This window comes from Ectothiorhodospira lacustris (assembly GCF_022227785.1).
GTDB classification, from domain to species: Bacteria; Pseudomonadota; Gammaproteobacteria; order Ectothiorhodospirales; family Ectothiorhodospiraceae; genus Ectothiorhodospira; species Ectothiorhodospira lacustris.
This window is the reverse complement of the sequence record NZ_JAJNQM010000057.1, coordinates 1-22,260: the sequence shown is the minus strand read 5'-3', so window position 1 is coordinate 22,260 and position 22,260 is coordinate 1. Positions and strand designations below refer to the sequence as shown.

Annotated in this window: 21 protein-coding genes; 11 read left to right on the top strand and 10 right to left on the bottom strand. The window is 60.6% G+C overall.

Annotated elements, in window-relative coordinates:
• The 4 genes from LQ952_RS11320 to LQ952_RS11305 form a co-directional block, all read left to right on the top strand.
• Positions 1 to 297: DMT family transporter (locus LQ952_RS11320; protein WP_430733771.1), on the top strand; the 297-nt coding region annotated here is incomplete at its 5' end.
• Between the two features lie 127 nt (positions 298 to 424).
• Positions 425 to 1,558 (top strand): efflux RND transporter periplasmic adaptor subunit, encoded by a 1,134-nt coding sequence (locus tag LQ952_RS11315; protein WP_238622749.1) that lies wholly within the window; start codon positions 425 to 427, stop codon positions 1,556 to 1,558.
• Between the two features lie 18 nt (positions 1,559 to 1,576).
• The gene (locus LQ952_RS11310) at positions 1,577 to 4,651 is read left to right on the top strand and encodes an efflux RND transporter permease subunit (protein ID WP_238622748.1); all 3,075 of its coding nucleotides are present in this window, start codon (positions 1,577 to 1,579) and stop codon (positions 4,649 to 4,651) included.
• Positions 4,652 to 4,710: 59 nt separating this feature from the next.
• Positions 4,711 to 5,688, top strand: coding sequence for a quinone oxidoreductase family protein (locus LQ952_RS11305; protein WP_238622747.1), 978 nt, complete (start codon positions 4,711 to 4,713; stop codon positions 5,686 to 5,688).
• A 3-nt stretch (positions 5,689 to 5,691) separates the two neighbouring features.
• On the opposite strand, the gene LQ952_RS11300 is transcribed toward LQ952_RS11305, so the two are convergent.
• A complete protein-coding gene (locus tag LQ952_RS11300; RefSeq protein ID WP_238622746.1) occupies positions 5,692 to 6,435 on the bottom strand; it encodes a hypothetical protein in 744 nt (247 codons plus the stop codon).
• A gap of 71 nt (positions 6,436 to 6,506) precedes the next feature.
• Entirely contained in the window at positions 6,507 to 6,659 is a 153-nt protein-coding gene (locus tag LQ952_RS11295) for a hypothetical protein (RefSeq protein WP_238622745.1), read from the bottom strand.
• A 41-nt stretch (positions 6,660 to 6,700) separates the two neighbouring features.
• Between LQ952_RS11295 and fabI the strand changes: the two genes are divergently transcribed.
• The 4 genes from fabI (at position 6,701) to LQ952_RS11275 (ending at position 10,433) form a co-directional block, all read left to right on the top strand.
• A complete protein-coding gene (gene fabI / locus LQ952_RS11290; RefSeq protein ID WP_430733406.1) occupies positions 6,701 to 7,477 on the top strand; it encodes an enoyl-ACP reductase FabI in 777 nt (258 codons plus the stop codon).
• Positions 7,478 to 7,480: 3 nt separating this feature from the next.
• Positions 7,481 to 8,890, top strand: coding sequence for a bifunctional enoyl-CoA hydratase/phosphate acetyltransferase (locus LQ952_RS11285; RefSeq protein ID WP_238622744.1), 1,410 nt, complete (start codon positions 7,481 to 7,483; stop codon positions 8,888 to 8,890).
• A gap of 3 nt (positions 8,891 to 8,893) precedes the next feature.
• Positions 8,894 to 10,087 (top strand): acetate/propionate family kinase, encoded by a 1,194-nt coding sequence (locus LQ952_RS11280; protein ID WP_238622743.1) that lies wholly within the window; start codon positions 8,894 to 8,896, stop codon positions 10,085 to 10,087.
• 139 nt (positions 10,088 to 10,226) lie between these two features.
• Positions 10,227 to 10,433 (top strand): dodecin family protein, encoded by a 207-nt coding sequence (locus tag LQ952_RS11275; RefSeq protein ID WP_238622742.1) that lies wholly within the window; start codon positions 10,227 to 10,229, stop codon positions 10,431 to 10,433.
• A 142-nt stretch (positions 10,434 to 10,575) separates the two neighbouring features.
• On the opposite strand, the gene LQ952_RS11270 is transcribed toward LQ952_RS11275, so the two are convergent.
• Positions 10,576 to 11,724: a transposase gene (locus LQ952_RS11270; RefSeq protein ID WP_238622741.1), complete on the bottom strand. Its 1,149-nt coding sequence runs from the start codon at positions 11,722 to 11,724 to the stop codon at positions 10,576 to 10,578.
• Positions 11,725 to 11,961: 237 nt separating this feature from the next.
• On the opposite strand from LQ952_RS11270, the gene LQ952_RS11265 reads away from it, so the two are divergent.
• Positions 11,962 to 12,534 carry a YceI family protein gene (locus LQ952_RS11265; RefSeq protein ID WP_238622740.1) on the top strand — a complete coding sequence of 191 codons (573 nt, stop codon included), beginning with the start codon at positions 11,962 to 11,964 and terminating at the stop codon, positions 12,532 to 12,534.
• 119 nt (positions 12,535 to 12,653) lie between these two features.
• On the opposite strand, the gene urtE is transcribed toward LQ952_RS11265, so the two are convergent.
• From urtE to urtB, 4 genes are read right to left on the bottom strand one after another with little or no spacing between them, the layout of a single operon-like run.
• A complete protein-coding gene (urtE, locus tag LQ952_RS11260) occupies positions 12,654 to 13,346 on the bottom strand; it encodes an urea ABC transporter ATP-binding subunit UrtE (RefSeq protein ID WP_238622739.1) in 693 nt (230 codons plus the stop codon).
• The gene (gene urtD / locus LQ952_RS11255; protein ID WP_238622738.1) at positions 13,343 to 14,185 is read right to left on the bottom strand and encodes an urea ABC transporter ATP-binding protein UrtD; all 843 of its coding nucleotides are present in this window, start codon (positions 14,183 to 14,185) and stop codon (positions 13,343 to 13,345) included. Before urtD ends, urtE begins: the two co-directional genes overlap by 4 nt.
• Positions 14,182 to 15,294, bottom strand: coding sequence for an urea ABC transporter permease subunit UrtC (gene urtC / locus LQ952_RS11250; RefSeq protein WP_238622737.1), 1,113 nt, complete (start codon positions 15,292 to 15,294; stop codon positions 14,182 to 14,184). The genes urtD and urtC overlap by 4 nt, the downstream gene beginning before the upstream one ends.
• Positions 15,295 to 15,297: 3 nt before the next feature.
• Positions 15,298 to 16,371 (bottom strand): urea ABC transporter permease subunit UrtB, encoded by a 1,074-nt coding sequence (gene urtB / locus LQ952_RS11245; protein ID WP_238622736.1) that lies wholly within the window; start codon positions 16,369 to 16,371, stop codon positions 15,298 to 15,300.
• Positions 16,372 to 16,452: 81 nt separating this feature from the next.
• On the opposite strand from urtB, the gene LQ952_RS11240 reads away from it, so the two are divergent.
• Positions 16,453 to 16,944: a hypothetical protein gene (locus LQ952_RS11240; protein WP_238622735.1), complete on the top strand. Its 492-nt coding sequence runs from the start codon at positions 16,453 to 16,455 to the stop codon at positions 16,942 to 16,944.
• Between the two features lie 124 nt (positions 16,945 to 17,068).
• Here the strand turns inward: LQ952_RS11240 and LQ952_RS11235 are convergent, their stop codons facing one another.
• Positions 17,069 to 17,443 (bottom strand): phasin family protein, encoded by a 375-nt coding sequence (locus LQ952_RS11235; protein ID WP_238622734.1) that lies wholly within the window; start codon positions 17,441 to 17,443, stop codon positions 17,069 to 17,071.
• 240 nt (positions 17,444 to 17,683) lie between these two features.
• Between LQ952_RS11235 and LQ952_RS11230 the strand changes: the two genes are divergently transcribed.
• Positions 17,684 to 18,382 carry a DJ-1/PfpI family protein gene (locus LQ952_RS11230; protein ID WP_238622733.1) on the top strand — a complete coding sequence of 233 codons (699 nt, stop codon included), beginning with the start codon at positions 17,684 to 17,686 and terminating at the stop codon, positions 18,380 to 18,382.
• An 88-nt stretch (positions 18,383 to 18,470) separates the two neighbouring features.
• Here the strand turns inward: LQ952_RS11230 and LQ952_RS11225 are convergent, their stop codons facing one another.
• Complete coding sequence (locus LQ952_RS11225) at positions 18,471 to 20,783, bottom strand: NADP-dependent malic enzyme (protein WP_238622732.1); 2,313 nt, start codon at positions 20,781 to 20,783, stop codon at positions 18,471 to 18,473.
• 341 nt (positions 20,784 to 21,124) lie between these two features.
• A partial coding sequence (bioA, locus tag LQ952_RS11220) for an adenosylmethionine--8-amino-7-oxononanoate transaminase (protein ID WP_238622731.1) occupies positions 21,125 to 22,260 on the bottom strand: 1,136 nt, incomplete at its 5' end.

The following is a 22,260-nucleotide window of genomic DNA, read 5'->3' as shown; positions in this document are numbered from 1 at the left end:
CTGGAAGTGATCGGCACGATGTTCCTGCAAAAATCCGATCAGTTCACCCGTCCCGCGCCAACCCTGCTCATGGGGCTTTGCTATCTTGGGGCTTTTTATTTTCTCTCCCATGTCTTGAAGAGCATCCCGGTGGGGGTGGCGTACGCCCTCTGGAGCGGCTTGGGCATCCTGCTTATTTCTCTGGTGGGTTATCTGGTTTTTCGGCAGTCTCTGGATCTGGCGGCCTGGATCGGCATCGGCTTCATCATTCTGGGGGTCATCATCCTGAATGTTTTTTCCAGTACTGTGCCCCATTGATGTGCAAGGTATCCGATTCCGTGGCCGGAGAGTGTAATCTGCCTCTTTTCAGGTTCCGCGCCGCGGCTTGGGCGGCGGTCGTTCCCATCAACTTTTCTGCTGGTCTGCCAAAGGCTGTGTCCCGGACATGAACAGAAGACCCATCAATCGACGCATGATCCTCATGCTGCTGGCGGTTTCCCTGCTGCTGGGTGCGGTGTTTGGCTACAAAGCCTTCATCGGTGCCCTGATCACGGACATCTTTGACAATATGCCCGAGCCGGTGGCCACCATCACGGCGACTGAGGCCGGGGAACAGGTCTGGCGCCCGCAACTGGAGGCGGTAGGCAGTTTTGCCGCGGTGCAGGGGGCCGAGCTGACCACCGAGGTGAGCGGCATCGTGCAGGAGATCCTGTTCGAGAACGGTGCTCGGGTCAGGGCCGGGGAGGTGCTCCTGCGCCTGGACAGCCGTACGGACATGGCTCAGCTGCGGCGCCTGGAGGCGGCGGCCCGCCTGGCGAATCTGGAACTGGAGCGAGCCCGTCGGCTGGTGCGTCAAAACAATATCTCCGAAGCGGAAGTGCAGCGCCGGGAGAGCGAGGCCGAACAGGCTGCGGCGGCGGTGCAGGAACAGGCGGCCCGCATCCAGCAAAAGACCCTGACCGCGCCCTTCTCGGGGCAGCTGGGGATTCGGCGGGTGAATCCGGGCCAGTTCCTGTCCGCCGGAGATCCTGTGGTGTCTTTGCAGGCTCTGGATCCGATCTACCTCAATTTCTCACTGGCGGAGCGTCGCATCGGCGAAGTGGTCGCCGGACAGCCCCTGCAGGTGATGGTGGATGCCTACCAGGATAGCTTCGAAGGCCGCGTCAAGGCCATCGAGCCCGCCATGCAAGCCTCTACCCGTACGTTCGAGGTTCAGGCCATCCTGCCCAATGCGGAGCAGAGGCTGCGCCCCGGCATGTTTGGTCGCGTGACCCTGGACGTGGGGGAGTCTGCGACGGTGGTGGTGGTGCCTCAGTCGGCGGTGAGCTTCAATCCCTACGGCGACTCGGTCTATGTGATCCAGCCGGGGGAGGGGGATGAATTGCGGGTGCGCCAGCGCTTCGTGCGGACCGGGATGCGTCGGGGGGATCTGGTGGTGATCCTGGAAGGGCTGGAACCGGGCGAGCGGGTGGCCACCAGTGGCCTGCTCAAGCTGCGCAACAACGCCGTGGTCAGGATCAGCGATGATCCCGACCTGCAGCCCGGCGAAGAGGCGGCACCCACGCCGCCCAACGCCTGATGCGGCCGGAGAGCCCCGATGCGATTCACTGATGTCTTCATTCGCAAGCCGGTGCTGGCCACGGTGGTCAGCCTGTTCATCCTGTTGCTGGGGATCCGCGCCGGTTTTGACCTGAACGTGCGCCAGTTCCCGGAGATCCAGAATGCGGTGGTCACTGTCAGCACCACCTATATCGGTGCCGATGCCAACCTCATTCAGGGCTTCATCACCACCCCGCTGGAACGGGAGATTGCCGCCGCCGAGGGGATCGATTACCTGGTCTCCACCAGTGTCTCCGGTGTCAGCACGGTGCAGGCCTATCTGCGCATGGACTATGACCCCAACGAGGCGCTGACCCAGATCGCCGCCCAGGTGAACAAGGTACGCTCGGACCTGCCCCAGGAGGCGGAAGAGCCGGTGATCCAGCTGTCGGTGGGCGAGACCATTGCCGCCATGTACATGAGCTTCTATTCCGAGGTGCTCAGCGACAATCAGATCACCGACTATCTGGTACGGGTGGTGGAGCCTCAGCTGGCCACCTTGCCGGGGGTGCAGCGGGCCGAGATCCTGGGCGCACGGACCTTTGCCATGCGCATCTGGCTGGACCCGGAACGCATGGCCGCCCTGGAGGTGACCGGCGCCGACGTGCGCCGGGCCTTGCAGGCCAATAACGTGATCTCCGCAGTGGGGCGCACCAAGGGCCGGCTCGTTTCGGTGGAACTGACGGCGGAAACGGACCTGTCCAGTCCCGAAGCCTTCGAACAGCTGGTGGTCCGCTCCGAACAGGGGGCCATCGTGCGGTTGCAGGACATCGCGCAGGTGGAACTAGGTTCCGAGAGCTATGACAGCTCCGTGAGCTTCAATGGCCAGTCGGCCACCTTCATCGGCATTGAGGTTTCGCCGGACGCCAATGCCCTGGATGTGATCGCCGATGTGCGTCAGGTCTGGGCACGGGAGATCGAGCCCCAGTTTCCCGAGGGCCTCAAGGGGGACATCGTCTACGACTCCACCCTCTACATCGAGAGCGCCATTCAGGAGGTCATGATCACCATCGTGCTGGCACTGGTGATCGTGGTGGCGGTGATCTATGCCTTCCTGGGCTCCATGCGCAGTGTGATCATTCCGGCCCTGGCGGTGCCGTTGTCCTTGATCGGCACCCTGTTCCTGATGCTGCTGATGGGCTTTTCCATCAACCTGCTCACGCTGTTGGCCATGGTCCTGGCCATCGGCATCGTGGTGGATGACGCCATCATCATGGTGGAGAACGTCCATCGCCATATCGAGGAGGGCATGCAGCCGTTGGAGGCGGCCCTGCAGGGCGCCCGGGAACTGGCCTGGCCCATCGTCGCCATGTCCACCAGTCTGGTGGCGGTCTTCATTCCCATCGGTTTTGTCGGCGGCATCACCGGCACCCTGTTCGTGGAATTCGCCTTCACCCTGGCGGCCTCGGTGATTCTCTCCGGGGTCATCGCCCTGACCCTGTCCCCCATGCTCTGCTCGCGCCTGCTCAAGCCCCATGGCGAGGGTAGCAAGGGGCGTTTCGAGGCCTGGCTGGATGCCCGCTTCGAGGGACTGCACCGGCGCTATGAACGCCGTCTCCACGGCGCCCTGGAAGATCGTCACGTGGTGCTGGTGTTCGGTCTCATCGTGCTGGTGTCCTGCTATTTCCTGTTCGTCACCAGCAGCAGTGAGCTGGAGCCGCCCGAGGACCAGGGCTTTGTCTTCTCCATCGCCCAGGGGGATGCGCCCATGACCCTGGATCAATTGGAACGCAACACGGCGGTGATCAACCGGTATCTGGACGAGATTCCGGAACTGTCCAACATTTTCATCATCAACGGTTTCGGCGGGGGCGGTCTGGGGGCCACCAATTCCGCGGTGGCCGGGTTTGTGCTGGCGCCCTGGGATGAACGCGACCGCAGCACCCAGGTGGTTCTGGATCATGAACTGCAGCCTCGCCTGGAAGAGATCCCGGGTCTGAGCATCTTCGCGCTGGTGCCGCCATCCCTGCCCAGTGCCGGGGGCGGTGCACCGGTGGAATTCGTCATCCGTTCCACTGATCCGGCGGAAAACCTGCTGGAGGTCTCCCGCGAGGTGATCGGCCGGGCCATGGCCAGCGGCCGCTTCATCTACATCGACGGCGACCTGAAGATCGATCGCCCCCGGACCGAGATCCATATCGACCGGGAAAAGGCCGCCCTCATGGGGGTGGACATGCAGACCCTGTCAGCGGATCTTTCATCCCTGTTCTCCGGCGGGTTCGTGGGTCGTTTTGCCCTGGATGACCGTTCCTACCGGGTCATTCCCCAGCTGCAACGGGTGGATCGGCTGACGCCGGATCAGATCGAGGACCTCTATACCCGCAACCGGGACGGCGAACTGGTGCCCCTGGATACCCTGATCACCCTGAAGGACTCGGTGCATCCCCAGCAGCTCAAGCGCTTCCAGCAGCTCAACGCGGTTACCTTGTCCGGGGTGCCTCGGCCCGGCGTCACCCTGGGTGACGCCCTGGCGGTGCTGCAGGAGATTGCCGCCGATGTCCTGCCGCCGGGCTACAGCGTGGACTATGGTGGTCAGTCACGCCAGTTCATGAGCGAGGGCCGTCAGCTGGTGGTGACCTTCTTCTTTGCCCTGGTGGTCATCTATCTGGTGCTGGCGGCCCAGTTCGAGTCATTCCGTGATTCACTGATCATGCTGATGACCGTACCGATGTCCATTGCCGGCGCGCTGCTGTTCGTCAGCCTGGGCCTGACCACCCTGAACATCTATACCCAGGTGGGATTGCTGACCCTGATCGGCCTGATCGCCAAGCACGGCATCCTGATCGTGGAGTTCGCCAACAAGCTACAGGAGGAACAGGGCTTATCCCGGCGCGAGGCGGTGGAGAAGGCGGCGGGTATTCGTCTGCGACCCATCCTCATGACCACCGCCGCCACAGTGCTGGCCATGATTCCGCTGCTGATCGCCGGTGGTCCCGGTGCAGGTTCCCGGTTTGCCATGGGGTTGGTGATCGCCGCCGGCATGACCATCGGGACCCTGTTCACCCTGTTCGTGGTGCCGGCGATATATACCTACCTGGCCCGGGATCGTGCCGGGGTCACCGGGGCGGCGTGACCTGAGCGTTCCTCAGACCGGTTTCCAGTCTGTTCACATGATGATCCGGAGACAGACCCATGTCCTTTGTCATGCAGATTCAGAAAACCGGTGGTCCCGAGGTGCTGGAATGGGTCAGGTCACCCCCTGGGGAGCCGGGGCCGGGGGAGGTCCGTCTGCGCCAGACGGCGATTGGTCTCAATTTCATTGACATCTATTTTCGTCGTGGGCTGTATCCGTTGCCGAAGCTGCCGTGCGGTCTTGGCATGGAGGCGGCTGGCGTGGTGGAAGCCCTGGGTGAGAACGTAACCGGGTTGCAGGTCGGCGATCGCGTGGCCTATGCCGCGCCTCCTCCGGGTGCCTACGCTCAGAGGCGGGTCATGCCTGCCGACAGGCTGGTGCGTCTGCCCGAGGATATCCCGGACGACACCGCCGCCGCCATGATGCTCAGGGGAATGACTGTCCATTATCTGTTGCGGCGCACCTGGCCGGTGGCGGCGGGTCAGCATGTCCTGGTCCATGCCGCCGCCGGCGGTGTCGGTCTCATGCTCTGTCAATGGGCAAGGCATCTGGGGGCCGAGGTGATCGGCATCGTGGGCAGTCCCGAAAAGGCCGATCTTGCTATGGAACATGGCGCGAATCACGTCATAGTGGGCGCCGGGGAGGGATTTGCCGACAGGGTGAGGGAAATCACCGACGGGCGCGGCGTGGACGTGGTCTACGATTCGGTCGGGCGGGATACGTTCATGGGTTCGCTGGATTGCCTGCGACCGTTGGGCATGATGGTCAGCTTCGGCAATGCCTCCGGCCCCGTGCCCCCTGTGGATCCGGCCGTGCTGGCCGGGAAAGGTTCGCTCTTTTTCACTCGACCCAGCCTGTTCCATTACATTGCCGCCCGGGAAGACCTGGAATGGGCCGCCTCGGAACTGTTCGCGATGGTCAGGACCGGTGTGGTGGCAGTGCCCATTCATCAACGATACCCCTTGCGGGAAACTGCCCGGGCTCATGAAGACATGGAGGCCAGGCGCACCACCGGCAGCAGCATCCTGCTGCCCTGAGGGTTACCAGTTGCCGCCCAGCCCCATCCGACTGTTGCGAAGGCAGCCTTGAAAGGCCGGCACCGAGCCGCGGGCGTGTCGGTCCCAGCAGGATACGATGGCGTCAAAGCAGGTCTCCAGGCGGGTCCGTTCCCCCCGGGCCCGCTGATGGCACTCGAAGGCCGCCCTGTCGGAGAGGGTATCCACGGTATGGTGGGTCACGGTCAGCGGACCCTGTGCCAGTATCCACTGCATGGCCTGGCGGGCTCCGTCCAGGGAAAATTTCAGGGTACGGGCATCCCCCTGATCATCCTCCACCTTGAGGCGGATTTCACGTCCCTCCATCAAGGATTCCAGAAGGGGCGGCAGTGAATGTCCGCGGGAAGGTTCCCAGACCGGCCATTCCAGGCTTTGAGTCCATGTCCCCGTCGACGGATCGGGATCCGCAGCGGCACCCGGATCCTGCTGGAGAGCGTGCTTCTGACATCTCGTGTCCACATCGATCTCCGCTTCCAGCAAGCCATCCCTGATACGAATGGGTGGGCCGCCCTTGACCAAGAGGGCGATCTTGACCGGCCCGTTCTGCGTCTGGCCCACCGCGAGGGCATGGCCTTCATCACTGCGTGTATAGGCCAGCAGGGTCAGTCCTTGTTCTTCGCTCGGCTGGCTGTAGCTGATCCACCAGTCCTGAAAGCGCTCCGCGGCGAAGGCCGGCAGGCCCGTTGCCATCAACAGAAAGGCGATCAGAGTCTTTATCGGCAACGGCATCGGATCGGCTCCTGGTTGAATCCGGTGGCAATCGGGAAGGTTTTCATATGAGCCGGCGAACTATCCATATGTCAACCATGAATACGGCGTGGATTTGGCTGGGGAACAGCGTCTTGTAAACCGGCAAAAAAGACCTGATGAACCTTGCGAAAATCGCAAATTGACATGCAGGCATCATGCGCTTCTGCTAATCTTCGCTGCAATGCAACATAAATCAGGTTCATCTGTCTGAGCCAGTGAACCCAGCGACGATTGGAGGTTGCCCATGATGACTCAACCCTTCTCCATGCAAGGGAAAACCGGCATCGTTACCGGCCTCGCCAATGCCGACAGCATTGCCTACGGCTGTGCCCGTGCGCTGCAGCAGGCGGGTGCCGAAATGATCGTGACCTATGGCCATCCCAAGGCCGAATCCCATGTCCGGCCCTTGGCCGGTGAGATGGGGGATCCGGAACTGATGCTTTGCGATGTGCTTGACCAGACCCAAGTGGATGCACTGTTCCAGCGCGCCGCCGAACGTTGGGGCAAGCTGGATTTTCTGATCCATTCCATGGCCTTTGCGCCACGAGATGATCTCCATGGTCGAGTGGTGGACTGCTCCTGGGACGGCTTTGCCCAGGCCATGAATGTTTCCTGTCACTCCTTCATTCGCCTGGCCCGACAGGCGGAACACCTGATGAAGGCGGGCGGCACTCTGATCACCCTCTCCTATTACGGTGCCGAAAAGGTGGTGGACAACTACAACCTCATGGGGCCGGTCAAGGCCGCGTTGGAATCCAGTGTGCGCTACATGGCGGCGGAACTGGGTCCGCAAGGCATCCGGGTGCATGCCATCTCGCCGGGTCCCATCCGTACCCGGGCGGCCTCGGGTATTCAGGATTTCGAAGATCTGGCCCGCGATGCCGAAACCCGTTCCCCCCTGCGTCGTCTGGCCACCATCGAGGATGTGGGGCAGAGTGCCGTTTTCCTGGCCTCAGGGGCCGGACAGTCACTGACCGGCAGCACCCTTTACGTGGATGCCGGACATAACATAAGGGCCTGAGTCATGGATAAGAAAACCGATCTGGGTTACATCGAGAACCGCACTTTCGATGAGATTCGGGTGGGCGACGAGGCCTCTATCGAGCGCCGGCTCACCATGGATGACATCAAGCTATTCGCCATCATGTCCGGGGACGTGAACCCTGCCCATGTGGACGAGGATTTTGCCAAGAGTTCGCGCTTTCAGGAGATCATCGCTCATGGCATGTGGGGCGGAGCGCTCATCTCCACCGTGTTGGGCACCGAGTTGCCCGGCCCCGGGACCATCTATCTGGGGCAAACCCTGCGGTTTCGGGCCCCGGTAGGTCTGGGTGATGTCCTGCAGGTGAAGGTGAAGGTCCTGGAAAAGGACCCTGAAAAGAATCGCATCAAATTTGATTGTCGGTGTACCAATCAGGAAGGTCGGGATGTGATCGAGGGGGTGGCCGACGTGCTGGCGCCCACGGAAAAGATCCGCCGTGCCCGTACTGTGATGCCGCGGGTTCGCATGTCCGAGCGGGCGCGCCTGCATGAACTGTTGCATGCCGCCACCCATCCGGAGCCGGTCGACATGGCCGTGGTGCATCCGGTGGATGCACCTTCCATCCTGGGGGCCTATGAGTCTGCTAAGGCGGGTCTGATCCATCCGATTCTGATCGGTCCCGAGGACCGCATCCGGGCGGCGGCGGATGAGGCGGAGATCGACATCAGCGATTTTCGCATCATTCATGTCCCCCACAGCCATGCCGCGGCCGAAGAGGCGGTGGCCATGACCCGCGCCGGCACCGTGGGCGCCATCATGAAGGGGGCGCTGCATACCGATGAATTGCTGCGGGAGGTGGTGCGTAAGGATTCCGGCTTGCGGACCGAACGACGCATCAGCCATGTGATGGCCTTCGATGTACCGACCTATCCACGCCCCCTGTTCATCACCGACGCGGCCATCAACATCTATCCTTCTCTGGCCGACAAGATGGATATCGTGCAGAACGCCATCGAGTTGGCTCACGCGGTGGGTAATGAGCTGCCCAAGGTAGCCATTCTATCGGCGATGGAGACGGTGAATCCCAAGATCCAGTCCACCCTGGAGGCGGCGGCCCTGTGCAAGATGGCGGATCGTGGGCAGATTACCGGCGCCTTGATTGATGGCCCGCTGGCCTTCGACAATGCCGTGTCCGAGGCGGCGGCTGCGACCAAAAACATCATCTCCCCCGTGGCCGGTCGGGCTGACATCCTGGTGGCACCGGATCTGGAAGCAGCCAACATGCTCATGAAGCAGTTGACCTACCTGGCGGATGCGACAGGGGCCGGCCTGGTGGTGGGAGCCCGGGTTCCCATCGTGCTCACCAGTCGGGCTGATGATGCCATCACCCGCATGGCTTCCTGTGCCCTGGCATTGCTGCTGGCGGACTATCAGAAGAAGAAGGTTCGGTAAGAAATGGGCGATATCCTGGTCATCAACAGCGGCTCATCCAGTCTCAAGTTCGCCCTGTTGGGCCAGGGGAAGGGCCTGTCACTGGATGCGCTTGCCGTCCATTATCAGGGACACTTCTCGGGGCTTGGGGGGCGGCAGGCCCGCCTGGTGATCCGGGATGGTCGCGGCCGGGCCATACGGGACGATCATCTGGTCGCCGAGGATGGGCGGTATGGCCACGCGGAGGCCCTGTCCGAGTTACTGGGCTGGATGGATGATGTTCCAGATTCCGGCCGGATCAGCGCCATTGGACATCGGATCGTCCATGGTGGGCGGCACTATCGCCGGCCCGCCCTGCTGGATGAAGGTGTCCTGACGGATCTGGAAGCCCTGATCCCTCTGGCACCGCTGCATCAGCCCCATGGCCTGGCGCCGGTTCGCAGTTTGTTTGCCCTGCGTCCGGACGTGCCCCAGGTGGCTTGCTTCGATACCAGTTTTCATACCACCCAGGCCGCGGTCGCCCAGGCCTTTGCCTTGCCCCGGCATCTGACCGAGGCGGGTCTGATCCGCTATGGCTTCCATGGCCTGTCCTATGACTACATCAGCCGCCGCCTGCCGGAATATCTGGGCAGGCCGGAGACGGGCAGGGTGGTGGCGGCGCATCTTGGCAACGGCGCCAGCCTGTGTGCGATGCGTGATGGGGCCAGTGTGGCGTCCACCATGGGTTTCACCGCGCTGGACGGGTTGCCCATGGGAACCCGCTGCGGGACTATTGACCCCGGCGTGGTCCTGCATCTGCTGACCCATGAAAACATGACCCCCGAACAAGTGAGCGATCTTCTGTACAAAAAATCAGGACTTTTTGGGGTTTCAGGTATCAGCGCGGACATGCGTGATCTGATCGATAATCAGACACCTTCGGCCAGGGAGGCGGTGGAACTGTTTACCTACCGCATTATCCGAGAACTCGGCAGTCACGCCGCCGCCTTGGGAGGGCTGGATCATCTGGTCTTCACGGCGGGTATCGGCGAACATGCCGCGCCGGTGCGCGCCATGGTGTGCAGAGGTTGCGAATGGTTGGGTGTTCGCCTTGATGAAGGACGCAATGAACAGGGAGAATTGTGCATCAGTACGGATGACAGTCCTGTGAAGGTCTGGGTGATTCCCACCGATGAAGAGCGCATGATCGCCTGGCATACCGCCCGTTGCTGTCCTTGAATTCAAGGAAAAGCGGCACAGTCTTGACTAGACTTTGGGGACCGGCTTAAACGGTTGCCGACCGTAGCGGCCGGTCATCATGGAACCGAGAACCAAAAAATCTGCCACCGACCCAGGTCGAAAGGCGAGGAGTCTAGTCATGAGCGTTTACAAGGTCATTGAACTGATCGGAACCAGCGAAAAGTCATGGGAAGATGCCGCCGCCCAGGCTGTGGCCAAGGCCCGCTCCAGCCTGCGTGAACTGCGTATTGTCGAAGTCAAAAAGTTGGACATGAAACTGGACGAGACCGGTGACATCGTGTGTTACCGAGCCCGGTTGAACGTGTCGTTCAAATACGAAGATTAGATTAGATGTTACCGCACTGTCGCCCCCGTCCCTTTGTCGGTTGCGGGTTGTGATCCCACCACTGCTCACCCATGCCCGGCAAGCAGTGCTCCGGGCATGGGCACCGGGCGTGATGCGCAGAATCTGCGCTGCCGATTGTGGTTCAGGCCGCCCTTGACTGGAATACCTGTCTTGCCATGGCAATTCCTCGCATCCGCCGACACCGGCGTCGCCGAGCCAGTGCCGACAAGGTTTCCGCAGTGCCGATGGCCGGGCCGAAAGTTTTCAGCAGATGGTCGGCATGACGGAGGAACTGCTGGGGTTCCATTCCAAGTCTAATCAGCAATCTGGGAGACTTCTCGGAAATGAAACCTCGCTTCATCGGGTGCACACAGCGTCCCAGGGTTTCACTCAGTTCAAGATAATCCTCCAGTGAGAATGGAATGGTCTGTTCAAAACGTCCCGATGCCTCAAAGGGCATCAGTGATGCCAACGGGATGGCCAGCAAGGATCTTTCCGGGCGCAAGGGGTTGTTTTCGCTGGCATGATCCCTGCCGGAGCCGATTCTGTGGGGGGCGGGGGAGGGGGGTGTTTTCACGGGTGAAGAAGGCGATTCGGCAGCACTTTCAGTCTTGCCGGTGCTGTCACTCTTTCCATTATCCGGGGTGGTGGCATTCCTGATCCGTCTGGCAACGGACGTATAGTCGCTGCGTTCCAGATCATCTGCGATCCCCGCACGTATCGGGTTTAGATCCACATAGGCCATCGCCGCCAGCAACGCCTGTTCATCCAGCAGTGCCTGACTCTTAAAACGTCCTTCCCAGAACCTTCCCTTGACGCCGTCCTCCTGATTGGCCTGTCTGGCGATGGACTCATTCAGTACCCGCATGAACCAGGAAATGTCATGGAGGCGCGCCCTGTAAATCTCGGCAAGCTCTTCTACCTGGGCCATTTCCGCGGCACTCAGCCGAACCCTGTCGTCGGACAGGTAGCGCTGAACCGGGGCAGGGCCGGTAAAGAGCTGCGTCCATCGGACGAGGACTTGTTCAATGGTCCACGCATGGGTGCGGGAGAGGTCTACCCGGAGAACCACATGATAATGGTTAGACATCACTGCGTAGGCGGCGATATCGATGGCGAAGACGGAGGACAGGGAAAGGATACGCCCTTCGATCCAGGCTCGACGGTGTGCGTAGTCGGCGCCGGTCAACGGATCCTTGCCGCATAGGAACGCCCTGCGCACGCAGCGGCTGACCACGTGATACCAGGGGGTCTCTTCAAGGCTGATGAGTGTGGCGCGAGGCTGAGTCATGTTGTGAGGATACCCTTCTTTTGGGTCTTTAGCAAATAAAGTGGGTGTCCTTTTTAAATAAACAAAGCAAAAAAACCTCATAAGTACCAAAAAAAATAAATTTAAGCGGGATTAATGCGCGTTGCTCACCAGACTTTCGTTGGAAACAGGATTTTTTCAGTGACCAAGGGCGTCTATGGTTTACGGGCAGGGCCGTCGTGGTCTGGTCAGTTTCACTCATATTATGGGGATTTCCGCATGAAGCCTTTTTTCAGCCTTTCAGCCGCTCTGGCATTGGTTTCCGGGCTCGCCGTGGCCGAACCGGTGACTTACGACATCGATCCTACTCATACCTACCCGCGCTTTTCCTATAGCCACTTAGGGCTGTCCAGCCAGACAAGCCAGTTCAATCAGACCAGTGGGACGGTGACCCTGGACAAAAGCGCCGGAACGGGGAAGGTGGATATCGTGATCGACATGACCTCGGTGGAAACCGGGTACGTCACCTTCAATGAACATATCCAGGGAGAGGATTTCTTTGATACCGCTCGGCATCCAGAGGCCGTGTTCCAGTCCAGCCAGGTCAATTTCCAGGATGGTCTCCCGGTGTCCATTGATGGCCATCTGACGCTGAAGGGTGTCACACTGCCAGTGACCCTGGAGGTGACTCACTTTGCTGCCATGACCCATCCCATGCTGGAAAGGCCCGCCATTGGGGCCCATGCCCATACCGTGGTCAAGCGCAGTGACTTCAACGCGGACAAATTCGTACCCTATGTGAGCGATGAGGTCACCATCAGCATTTCCCTGGAGGCGGTGGTACCCGAGTAAGCAGTGCGCAGGCCGGCCGGGCGTTGCCCGGCCACTTCAAAAAACATTCGCGCACTTGGGCATGAGCCTCTCGCGGGAGGAATCCTGAGGGCTTTGGCTTTTATGCATGGGCGAGGATGTCAAACGTTGAGATAACGCTGAATCAGCTCATCACCCAAGTCTTTCATGAGACCCTGTGCCTGCACACACCCCTTTTCCATCAGAAAGAACTCATCGGCGAAACGTCGGGCGAAGGGCAGTTTTTGCTCCACCAACAGCACGGAAATACCCATCTCGGTCTGCAGCTTGCGGATCACCTCGCCGATCTGGCGCACGATATTGGGCTGGATACCTTCACCCGGCTCGTCCAGGATCAGCAACCTGGGGTCCAGCACCAGGGCACGACCAATGGCCAGCTGCTGCTGCCCACCGGACAGATCCCCGCCTCGGCGATGGCGCATTTCCTTGAGCACCGGAAACAGTTCATAGATGTAAGCCGGTACCTGCCGCCGCCGATCCCGGCGGGAGGTCAGCGGCAGACGCAGGTTTTCTTCCACCGTGAGCAGGGAAAAGATCTCTCGGCCCTGGGGAACATAACCGATGCCGGAACGGGCGCGGGCCTCAACGCTAAGGCGATCGATGCGCTGGTCCCCCAGATGGATCTCCCCCTCGCGCATCGGCAGCAACCCCATGATGCATTTGAGCAGGGTGGTCTTACCCGCACCATTGCGCCCCATGATGCAAGCCACCCGGCCCGGGGTGGTGGACAGGGATAAATCCCACAGGATGTGACTTTGCCCGTAATACTGATTCAGACCATGGATACGAATCATGCCTCTTCTCCCAGATAGACCTCAATGACCCTGGGATCACCGGACACCCGGTCCATGCTGCCTTCTGCCAGTACGGACCCCTGATGCAGCACGGTCACCCGTCGGGCGATGGAACGGACGAAGGCCATGTCATGTTCCACCACGATCACGGTATGACGTCCCGACAGGGAGGTCAGGAGTTCGGCCGTGCGCTCTGTTTCCTCGGCGGTCATACCGGCCACCGGTTCATCCACTAGTAGCACCATGGGGTTCTGCATCAGCAGCATGCCGATCTCCAGCCACTGCTTCTGACCGTGAGAAAGGGCCCCGGCAAGTCGTGTCGGCAGAGCACCCAGACCGATGAGTCCAAGCACATAGTCCAGGCGTTCCTTTTGTTGCGCACTCAGCTGGAAACCCAGACTGACCCAGGTGGACTTGTCCGAGGCCAGAGACAGTTCCAGGTTTTCGAACACGGTGAGAGCTTCAAAAACCGTGGGTTTCTGAAACTTGCGCCCGATGTCGCCCCGGGCAATCTGGTACTCCGAAAGTTTTTGCAGATCGATGCGCTGACCGAAGTAGATCTGTCCTTCGTCGGCCCGGGTCTTGCCGGTGATCACATCCATCATGGTGGTCTTGCCGGCCCCGTTGGGCCCGATGATGCAGCGCAGTTCACCGGCATCCACCGCCAGGTTCAGGCGATTGAGGGCACGAAAACCGTCAAAACTGACCGAAACATCTTCCAGATAGAGAATGGGGCCGTGGGACAGATCCACCGGCTGCTCAAAATCCGGCGGAGGTAGCATGAAATCAAAAACCTGATCCCGGCGCATCAGCGCCCGCGTATCCTTGAGCAGGCTCATTGTTCATCTCCCTTGGGTTTGCGTGATGTCCATTGCCCCAGGGTGCGGAAAACACCGGCAATCCCCCGGGGCAGGAACAGGGTGACCAGGACGAACAGGATACCCAGCGCGAACAACCAGACCTCCGGATACACCGTGGTGAACCAGGTCTTGGCGCCGTTGACCGAAAAGGCACCGATGATGGCCCCGAACAGGGAGCCTCGCCCCCCGACGGCCACCCACAGCACCGCCTCAATGGAAGCGATGGGGGAGAACTCGCCGGGATTGATGATGCCCACCTGGGGGACATATAGGGCGCCGGCGATGCCCGCCAGCATGGCGGAAAAGACGAACAACCAAAGCTTGTAGGATTCCACCTGATAGCCGGCAAACCGGGTGCGACTCTCTGCGTCCCGGATCGCCATCAGCACGCGGCCGAAACGGGAGGTGATGATGTATCGGCATATCAGGTAGGCCCCGATCAGGCAAAGTCCGCTGATGACAAACAGGGTGACCCGGGTCTGACGGGCGGTGATGTCAAAGCCGAGGATGTCCTTGAAATCCGTCAGTCCGTTATTGCCGCCAAAGCCCAGTTCGTTGCGGAAGAAAGCCAGCATCAAGGCAAAGACCAGGGCTTGGGTAATGATGGCAAAGTACACCCCGGAGACCCGTGAACGAAACGCCATCCATCCGAACACCAGCGCCAGCAGGCCGGGCACCAGCATCACCATCAACAGGGCAAACCAGAACTGGTCAAAACCCTGCCAGTACCAGGGCAGGCTGTCGTAGTTCATGAAGACCATGAAGTCCGGCAGTTCCGGATTTCCGTAGACACCTCGGTCACCGATCTGGCGGGTGAGGTACATACCCATGACGTAGCCCCCCAGCCCGAAGAAGGCCCCATGCCCCAGGGACAGGATGCCCGCATACCCCCAGATCAGATCGATGGCCAGGGCCAGCAGGGCAAAGCACAGGAATTTGCCCAGCAGGGTTACGGTGAAGGTGGACACGTGCAAGGGCGAGTCCGCGGGTAACAGTAGGTTGCCGATGGGCACATAGATGATCAGGGCCGTCAGTAAGGCCAGGACGATGAGGCCGCCACGGTCACTCAATAGTAGTCGGGTGAGCATGGATCAGACCTCCGCGCTGCGACCCTTCTGGGGGAACAGACCCCGGGGCCGATACTGGATGAACAAAATTATGAAGATGAGCAAGAAGATCTTGGCCAGCACCGCACCGGCAAAGGGCTCCATGAACTTGGTCATGACCCCGAGCCCCAGCGCGCCCACGAAGGTGCCCAAGATGTTGCCCACGCCACCGAAGACCACCACCATGAAGGAATCCACGATGTAGGACTGCCCCATGTTGGGACCCACATTGGTGAGTTGAGCCAGGGCCACGCCGGCCACGCCGGCGATACCGGCGCCCAGGCCGAAGGTCATGGCGTCCACCCAACTGGCGCGGACACCGAGAGCACGGGCCATGGTCCGATTCTGGGACACCGCCCGCACCTTCAGCCCCAGGGTGGTGCGCTTGAGAATGAGCAGCAAGGCCAGGAACACCAGCAGAGCAAAGATGAGTATGTAGATGCGATTCCAGGTGAGCGACAGCACCGGATTCACCGCCAGGGAACCGCTGATCCACTCCGGCGAGGCCACGGCCTGGTTCAACGGGGAAAACAGGCTTCTGACCGCCTGTTGCAGGATCAGGCTCAGGCCGAAGAACAGGTTTTCCGTAAAACGGTAAAAGGCGATCCGGGTTTGAATGGCTTCCAGGGTTTCCACCACGCGCTGACGCACGATGGGATCCGGGTCCTGCTCGGCCACGGTGCCGACCGTGGATCGGACCACCGCCAGCAGGGAACCCCGCAGACGTTCCAGGGCCTCCAGGCGTACCTGCGCGTCCTCGTGGCGCAGCAATCCCACTGCCCGGGTGATCTCCAGGGCATCGATGACCCGGGGATGTTCTTCCACCAGCAGGCGGGATTCGATCAGCGCCATCTGCTCCGGTCCCAGCGATCCGCGCATCAGGCGCTCACTGGCCAATATCCGTCGCTGGGGCAGGGTATGGTTCATGTCCGCCATGGCGGCGAGATCCCGCAACAGATTGCGCATGGGATTGTTGATGGGCACCGCTCGGGCGCCCGCCGGGACCCCGTCGGCGAGGACTTCAGACGTGCACTGAATTCGTGCTGTGCCGACAGTCATCAATAACCTGGGGGCCGCAATCTGATACCCTTTGCAAGCTCAGGTTTTTAACCTCATTTCAACAACGTGGAGGCGCAGGGCGTGCAGCAGAATGAACGCAGTGACATCATCGTCCGAGCAGGAGGCGGGGCTGCCATGGTGGTGGCGGCATTGCTGATGGCCGGCTGTAGCCAGAAGGTTTCGGATGAAGGTTTTTTCGGGGTCTGGACAGTGGAGGGCTTTACCACCACGGAAGATGCCGCACTGACCGAAGAAGAGACGCAGGCCCTGGTGGGTCGCAACGGTGTGTATTCGAAACATATCGCTCATTTCGAGGATATTCAGTGCCTCAAGCCCGGGTATGTGGTCCACGCCCTTGAGCCGGAGGCCTTTGTCGAGCACTACGGCATCACGCCGCAGGCATTGGGCTTTCCAGAGGGGGAGGTGACCACGGTGGAGATCACCTGTTTCGACACGCCGCTGGAGGAACCCATGAGCCTCCTGCTCAAGGGTGAGGAGACACTGATCACCGCCTGGAATGGCGTATTTTTCGAAGCTCGGCGCAAGACAGGCGCTCCCCTGTCGGCACGCTGAAAGTCCCTGACAAAAAAACGCCCACCAGACACATTGGTGGGCGCAGGGGATAGTGCGGATAGGATAGGAGAAAACAACCTACGGGCGTCCCTGCCCATGACACAATCCTGGTCTGAAGAAAAAATCAGGCGCTTTTACGAGCCTTGGCAGGGTCGATACTGGTGACGGTGGCCAAGCCTTCTTCGCTCAGTTTCTGTACTTCTTCGGCATAACCGCGCTGCAGCTCCACCAGTTCGTTGGCGTCCTTGGCGACCTTTTCGCCCAGGGACTTGGTGGCCTCGGCCTGGGCACCCACATAGGCCTGCAGGCTCTTGGGATCGGTCACGGTCTGCAGCGCACGCATCTGCTCGATGGAAATCTCGGAGTAGCTGCGGAACATGCTGATCTGGTATTCCACCAGCTTGGACACATAGTCAAGGGTGGCATTATTGAATTTGCGCACCGGAGCAGCCATCTTGTCGAACTGTTCCTGGGAGGTGTTGAAGAATTCGTTGTACATGGCAAATCTCCTGTTGGGTTTGCCAAGGCGGGCGGATTCCCAACCTTGTTGCGTTGCAGCATATCGCATCCTTTTGTGCGGTGCAACATTTTCATGGGGGCATGCCCCCACGCGAAAACATTAAAACCGCATAAACTGGATGCATAATTGGGAAAGCCGAAGTATTTTTGTGATCAGTCAATGTCGACAGGTCGGCCCGTGGCAACGGAAAGGCCGACCGGGTCATTCAGGAAGCCGATGATGAACAACAACATCACAGTCCGACGCACCCTGACGGGGATCCTGGTCTTTGACCAGGTAGAGGCCCTTGATTTTGCCGGGCCGTTTGAAGTCTTTGCCACCACCCGGCTGGATGAATCCAGGCGCGCCGAAACGGAGTCGCCTTTCGACATCCGCCTGATTGCCGAGCACAAGCGCCCCATCACCACCACCGGCGGCATGATGGTCCTGCCCCATCATGATTTCACCGATTGCCCGGAACTGGACATCCTGGTGGTACCGGGAGGGAAGGGAGCCCGCAGGGAGATCAACAATCCCGTGCTGATGAACTGGATCCGGGAACGCTCCGATGGCCTGTCCCTGCTGGCCGGTGTCTGCACAGGGGCCATGCTCCTGGGCAAGGCGGGCCTGTTGGACGGCCTGCGGGCCACCACCCACTGGCGATCCCTTGAGTGGATGCGGGATTCATTTCCGGAGGTGATGGTGGTGGAAGATGAGTTCGTCGTGGATGCCGGTTCCGTCATCACCTCGGCGGGCATTTCCGCCGGCATCGACATGGCCTTGCAACTGGTACTGCGCTACCACGGCCAGGAGGTGGCACGGGCGGCGGCCCGCAATATGGAATATCCCTTCCCGGAAAACAGCCGCCGCCGCGTACTCGAAGGCCTGAAGCCACCGACCCTGCAGGTGCCACAGGCAGAACAACAGCCTATCAGCTAGATTCACGGCTTGCCCCTCCCTCGACGTCCCAAGAAACTGCCGCCTCCCTTCTCCCCCTGGGGGGAGAAGGGCAGGGGACGAGGGGCCTTTAGCGCTGCATCGGATCCCGAAGCTGCGCCTGACGGCTTTCCGCCTGCTGGGCATCCACCACCGCCAGCGCCGTCATGTTGACCAGGCGGCGTACGGACGCGGTTTCATTGAGGATATGCGCAGGTCTGGCGGAGCCCAGCAGGATCGGCCCCACACTGACCCCTTCGCCGCTGGCCGCCTTGAGCAGATTGAAAGAGATGTTCGCGGCATCGATGTTGGGCATCACCAACAGATTGGCCTCGCCCTTGAGACGGCACCCCTGAATGAGCTGATCGCGGATCTCTTCCTTGAGCGCGGCATCTGCGTGCATTTCCCCATCCACTTCCAGGTTCGGATCCATCTGCTCCAAGAGGGCACGGGCGCGACTCATCTTGCGCGCCCCTTCGGACGGGACGCTACCGAAATTGGAGTGGGAAACCAGTGCCACCTTGGGCGTCAGACCGAAATTGCGTACTTCCTCCGCCGCCATCAGGGTGATTTCCGCAATGGTTTCCGCATTCGGATTCTCATTGACGTAGGTGTCACACAGGAACAGGGTGCGATGGGGCAGCATGAGCAGGTTCATGGTGGCAAAGGTCCGCACCCCGGGCGCCAGACCGATCACGTCTTCGATGAATTTCAGATGGTAGGCGTGCTGGCCCACCATGCCGCAGACCATGGCATCGGCATCTCCCGTGCGCAGCAACATGGCACTGATTAGGGTGTTGTTGCTGCGTACGCGGTATTTGGCGATGTCCGGCGTGATGCCCTTGCGCCCCATGATCTGGTGATACTCGCTCCAGAGGGTGCGAAAACGGGCGTCGGAAGCGGGGTTCACCAGCTCAAAATCCTCGCCGGGGCGCAGATTCAGGCCGATGCGTTCGATGCGGGACTCGATCACTTCAGGCCGGCCCACCACGATGGGCTGGGCCAGGCCTTCTTCCAGTACCGTCTGTACCGCACGCAGCACCCGCTCATCTTCACCTTCGGCATAGATGACACGCCGGGGGGCCGCCTTGGCGGCGGCAAATACCGGTTTCATGACAAAACCGGATTGATAGACGAAGTCGTTCAGGTGGTCCCGATAGGTCCACAGTTCCTCGATGGGAGCGGTGGCCACCCCGGAATCCATGGCGGCCTTGGCCACCATGGGGGCAATCTTGACGATCAGGCGCGGATCGAAAGGCTTGGGAATCAGGTAGGAAGGGCCAAAGCGCAGACCTTCATCACCATAGGCCTTGGCCACCACATCGGAAGGTTCGGCCCGGGCCAGTTCAGCCAGCGCCTTCACCGCGGCAATCTGCATCTCCGTGGTGATGGTGGTCGCTCCCACGTCCAGGGCACCGCGGAAGATGAAGGGGAAGCACAAGACATTATTCACCTGGTTCGGGTAATCGGAGCGGCCGGTGGCCATCATGGCATCATCCCGCACCGCCATGACTTCTTCGGGTAGGATCTCCGGGTCCGGGTTGGCCAGCGCCATGATGAGCGGATTGGGGGCCATGCGGGCCACCATGTCCTGCTTAAGGACACCACCGGCGGACAGACCCAGGAAGACGTCGGCACCGCCGATGATGTCGCCCAAGGTCCTGCCTTCGGTGTCCTGGGCGTAGCGTTCCTTGAAACTATCCATTTCTTCGGGGCGACCTTTGTAGACCACGCCGTGGATATCCGTCACCCAGATGTTGTCCAGCGGCAGTCCCATGGTCACCAGCAGATCCAAGCAGGCGAGGGCGGCGGCACCAGCACCGGAGGTCACCAGCTTGATACTGCTCAGTTCCTTGCGGGTGAGCTGCATGGCGTTGAGCACGGTGGCGGCCACCACGATGGCAGTCCCATGCTGATCGTCGTGGAAGACGGGGATCTTCATCCGCTCCCGCAGTTTGCGCTCGATATAGAAGCATTCCGGGGCCTTGATGTCCTCCAGGTTGATACCGCCGAAGGTGGGCTCCATGGCGGCGATGATGTCCACCAGCTTGTCCGGATCAAGCTCATCCAGTTCGATATCGAACACGTCGATATTGGCAAACTTCTTGAAAAGTACGCCTTTGCCTTCCATCACCGGCTTCGCCGCCAGGGGACCGACAGCACCCAGGCCAAGCACGGCCGTGCCGTTGGTGACCACGCCCACCAAATTGGCCCGTGCCGTCAGACGTCCCACCTGTGCCGGATCTTTGGCAATCAGCCGCGAGGCGGCGGCGACACCGGGAGAGTACGCCAGGGCGAGATCGCGCTGATTGGTCAACCCCTTGGTGGGCACGACCGAGATCTTTCCGGGGGTGGGGAAATAGTGATAGTCCAGTGCGGCCTGGTCCAGCGAGCTTTTATCCATGGGTGCGATGGATCTCCGGGTACGGGTCTTGGAATCGGAAAGCGGACCATTATCCGACTTTATTGCTGTGGTCGCACCCGATATGACCGTTTTCCAAGCTGTCTGGTGTCGGAATCGAAAATTGTTTGTGACATCGGCAACAGGCTGCAACCGGAGGGGAATCGGTACTGAGTCCCGTTATTTAACATAATATACATTATGCGAACTTCTGGGTGCCATGGTATTGGTACCGTCATTCCCGCGTTCGCGGGAATCCAGTCACGGAACGCCCCTATGAACTCCTGAACTCCCGCTTTCACGGGAGTGACGAACAAAGTTCGCGTCGGGGCCATCACCGCGAGTCAATCCCTGCACGCCAGGTCGATGCCTTCCATCATCACCTGCGCCAGGAACCGGATCTGCTCCTCGGTGATCACGTACGGCGGCATCAGGTAACTCACGTTGCCCAGCGGTCTGAGCAGTGCGCCTCGTTTGAGGCCGTGCCGGTAGATCGCCAGACCACGACGCTCCTGCCAGGGGTACGGTTCGCGGGTGGTCTTGTTTCTCACCATCTCCACCGCCGCGATCATCCCGTGCTGACGCACATCCGCCACGTGGGGATGATCCTTCAACGGCGCCAGGGATTCGGCCATCACCGCTGCCAGCCGTCGATTTCGCCCGATGACGTCATCCCGTTCGAACAGGTCCAGGGTGGCCAAAGCCGCCGTGCAGGCCAGCGGATTGGCGGTATAGGAATGGGAATGCAGAAATGCGGTCAGGCGCGTGTACTCATCATAAAAGGCGTCATAGACCTGATCATGGGTCAGCACCACGGACAGCGGCAGATAGCCCCCGGTCAGTCCCTTGGACAGACACATGAAATCCGGCGAGATACCCGCCTGTTCACAGGCAAACAGGGTCCCGGTCCGGCCGAACCCCACCGCGATCTCATCGGCGATCAGATGCACCCCGTGGCGGTCACAGGCCTCGCGCAACAATTGCAGATACCGGGGGTGATACATGCGCATGCCGCCGGCGCATTGCACCAGGGGCTCGACGATCACCGCGCAGGTTTCGTGGGCGTGCCTTGCCAACGTCGTCTCCATGGCCTCGAACATTCGCTCGGCCACTTGTTCACAATCCTCGCCCGGTTCACGCTCGAAACAGTCCGGACCCGGCACGGTCATGACCTCCATCAGTAGCGGCCCATAGGTGGACTTGTACAGAGGCACGTCACCCACCGCCAGCGCCCCCAGGGTTTCCCCGTGATAGCTGTTGGAGAGACAGATGAACCGGGTCTTGTCCTTGCGGCCTTGATTGAGCCAGTAATGGAAGCTCATCTTCAGCGCGACTTCGACGGCGGCGGACCCGTTGTCGGCGTAGAAGCATCGGCTCAGGCCCGGCGGCGTGATCGCCACCAGACGCTCGGACAACCGGACCACCGGTTCATGGGTGAAACCGGCCAGGATCACATGTTCCAGGTCATCCAGCTGCCGGC

What these genes read in the sequence shown, in the direction of transcription:
- LQ952_RS11225 (WP_238622732.1), bottom strand. Translation starts at nt 20,783, where the DNA reads ATGGATAAAAGCTCGCTGGACCAGGCCGCACTGGACTATCACTATTTC.
- LQ952_RS11235 (WP_238622734.1), bottom strand. Translation starts at nt 17,443, where the DNA reads ATGTACAACGAATTCTTCAACACCTCCCAGGAACAGTTCGACAAGATG.
- LQ952_RS11310 (WP_238622748.1), top strand. Translation starts at nt 1,577, where the DNA reads ATGCGATTCACTGATGTCTTCATTCGCAAGCCGGTGCTGGCCACGGTG.
- LQ952_RS11270 (WP_238622741.1), bottom strand. Translation starts at nt 11,724, where the DNA reads ATGACTCAGCCTCGCGCCACACTCATCAGCCTTGAAGAGACCCCCTGG.
- LQ952_RS11280 (WP_238622743.1), top strand. Translation starts at nt 8,894, where the DNA reads ATGGGCGATATCCTGGTCATCAACAGCGGCTCATCCAGTCTCAAGTTC.
- urtB (WP_238622736.1), bottom strand. Translation starts at nt 16,371, where the DNA reads ATGACTGTCGGCACAGCACGAATTCAGTGCACGTCTGAAGTCCTCGCC.
- urtD (WP_238622738.1), bottom strand. Translation starts at nt 14,185, where the DNA reads ATGAGCCTGCTCAAGGATACGCGGGCGCTGATGCGCCGGGATCAGGTT.
- LQ952_RS11305 (WP_238622747.1), top strand. Translation starts at nt 4,711, where the DNA reads ATGTCCTTTGTCATGCAGATTCAGAAAACCGGTGGTCCCGAGGTGCTG.
- LQ952_RS11315 (WP_238622749.1), top strand. Translation starts at nt 425, where the DNA reads ATGAACAGAAGACCCATCAATCGACGCATGATCCTCATGCTGCTGGCG.
- LQ952_RS11230 (WP_238622733.1), top strand. Translation starts at nt 17,684, where the DNA reads ATGAACAACAACATCACAGTCCGACGCACCCTGACGGGGATCCTGGTC.
- LQ952_RS11265 (WP_238622740.1), top strand. Translation starts at nt 11,962, where the DNA reads ATGAAGCCTTTTTTCAGCCTTTCAGCCGCTCTGGCATTGGTTTCCGGG.
- LQ952_RS11275 (WP_238622742.1), top strand. Translation starts at nt 10,227, where the DNA reads ATGAGCGTTTACAAGGTCATTGAACTGATCGGAACCAGCGAAAAGTCA.
- urtE (WP_238622739.1), bottom strand. Translation starts at nt 13,346, where the DNA reads ATGATTCGTATCCATGGTCTGAATCAGTATTACGGGCAAAGTCACATC.
- LQ952_RS11300 (WP_238622746.1), bottom strand. Translation starts at nt 6,435, where the DNA reads ATGCCGTTGCCGATAAAGACTCTGATCGCCTTTCTGTTGATGGCAACG.
- LQ952_RS11285 (WP_238622744.1), top strand. Translation starts at nt 7,481, where the DNA reads ATGGATAAGAAAACCGATCTGGGTTACATCGAGAACCGCACTTTCGAT.
- LQ952_RS11295 (WP_238622745.1), bottom strand. Translation starts at nt 6,659, where the DNA reads ATGAACCTGATTTATGTTGCATTGCAGCGAAGATTAGCAGAAGCGCAT.
- urtC (WP_238622737.1), bottom strand. Translation starts at nt 15,294, where the DNA reads ATGCTCACCCGACTACTATTGAGTGACCGTGGCGGCCTCATCGTCCTG.
- fabI (WP_430733406.1), top strand. Translation starts at nt 6,701, where the DNA reads ATGATGACTCAACCCTTCTCCATGCAAGGGAAAACCGGCATCGTTACC.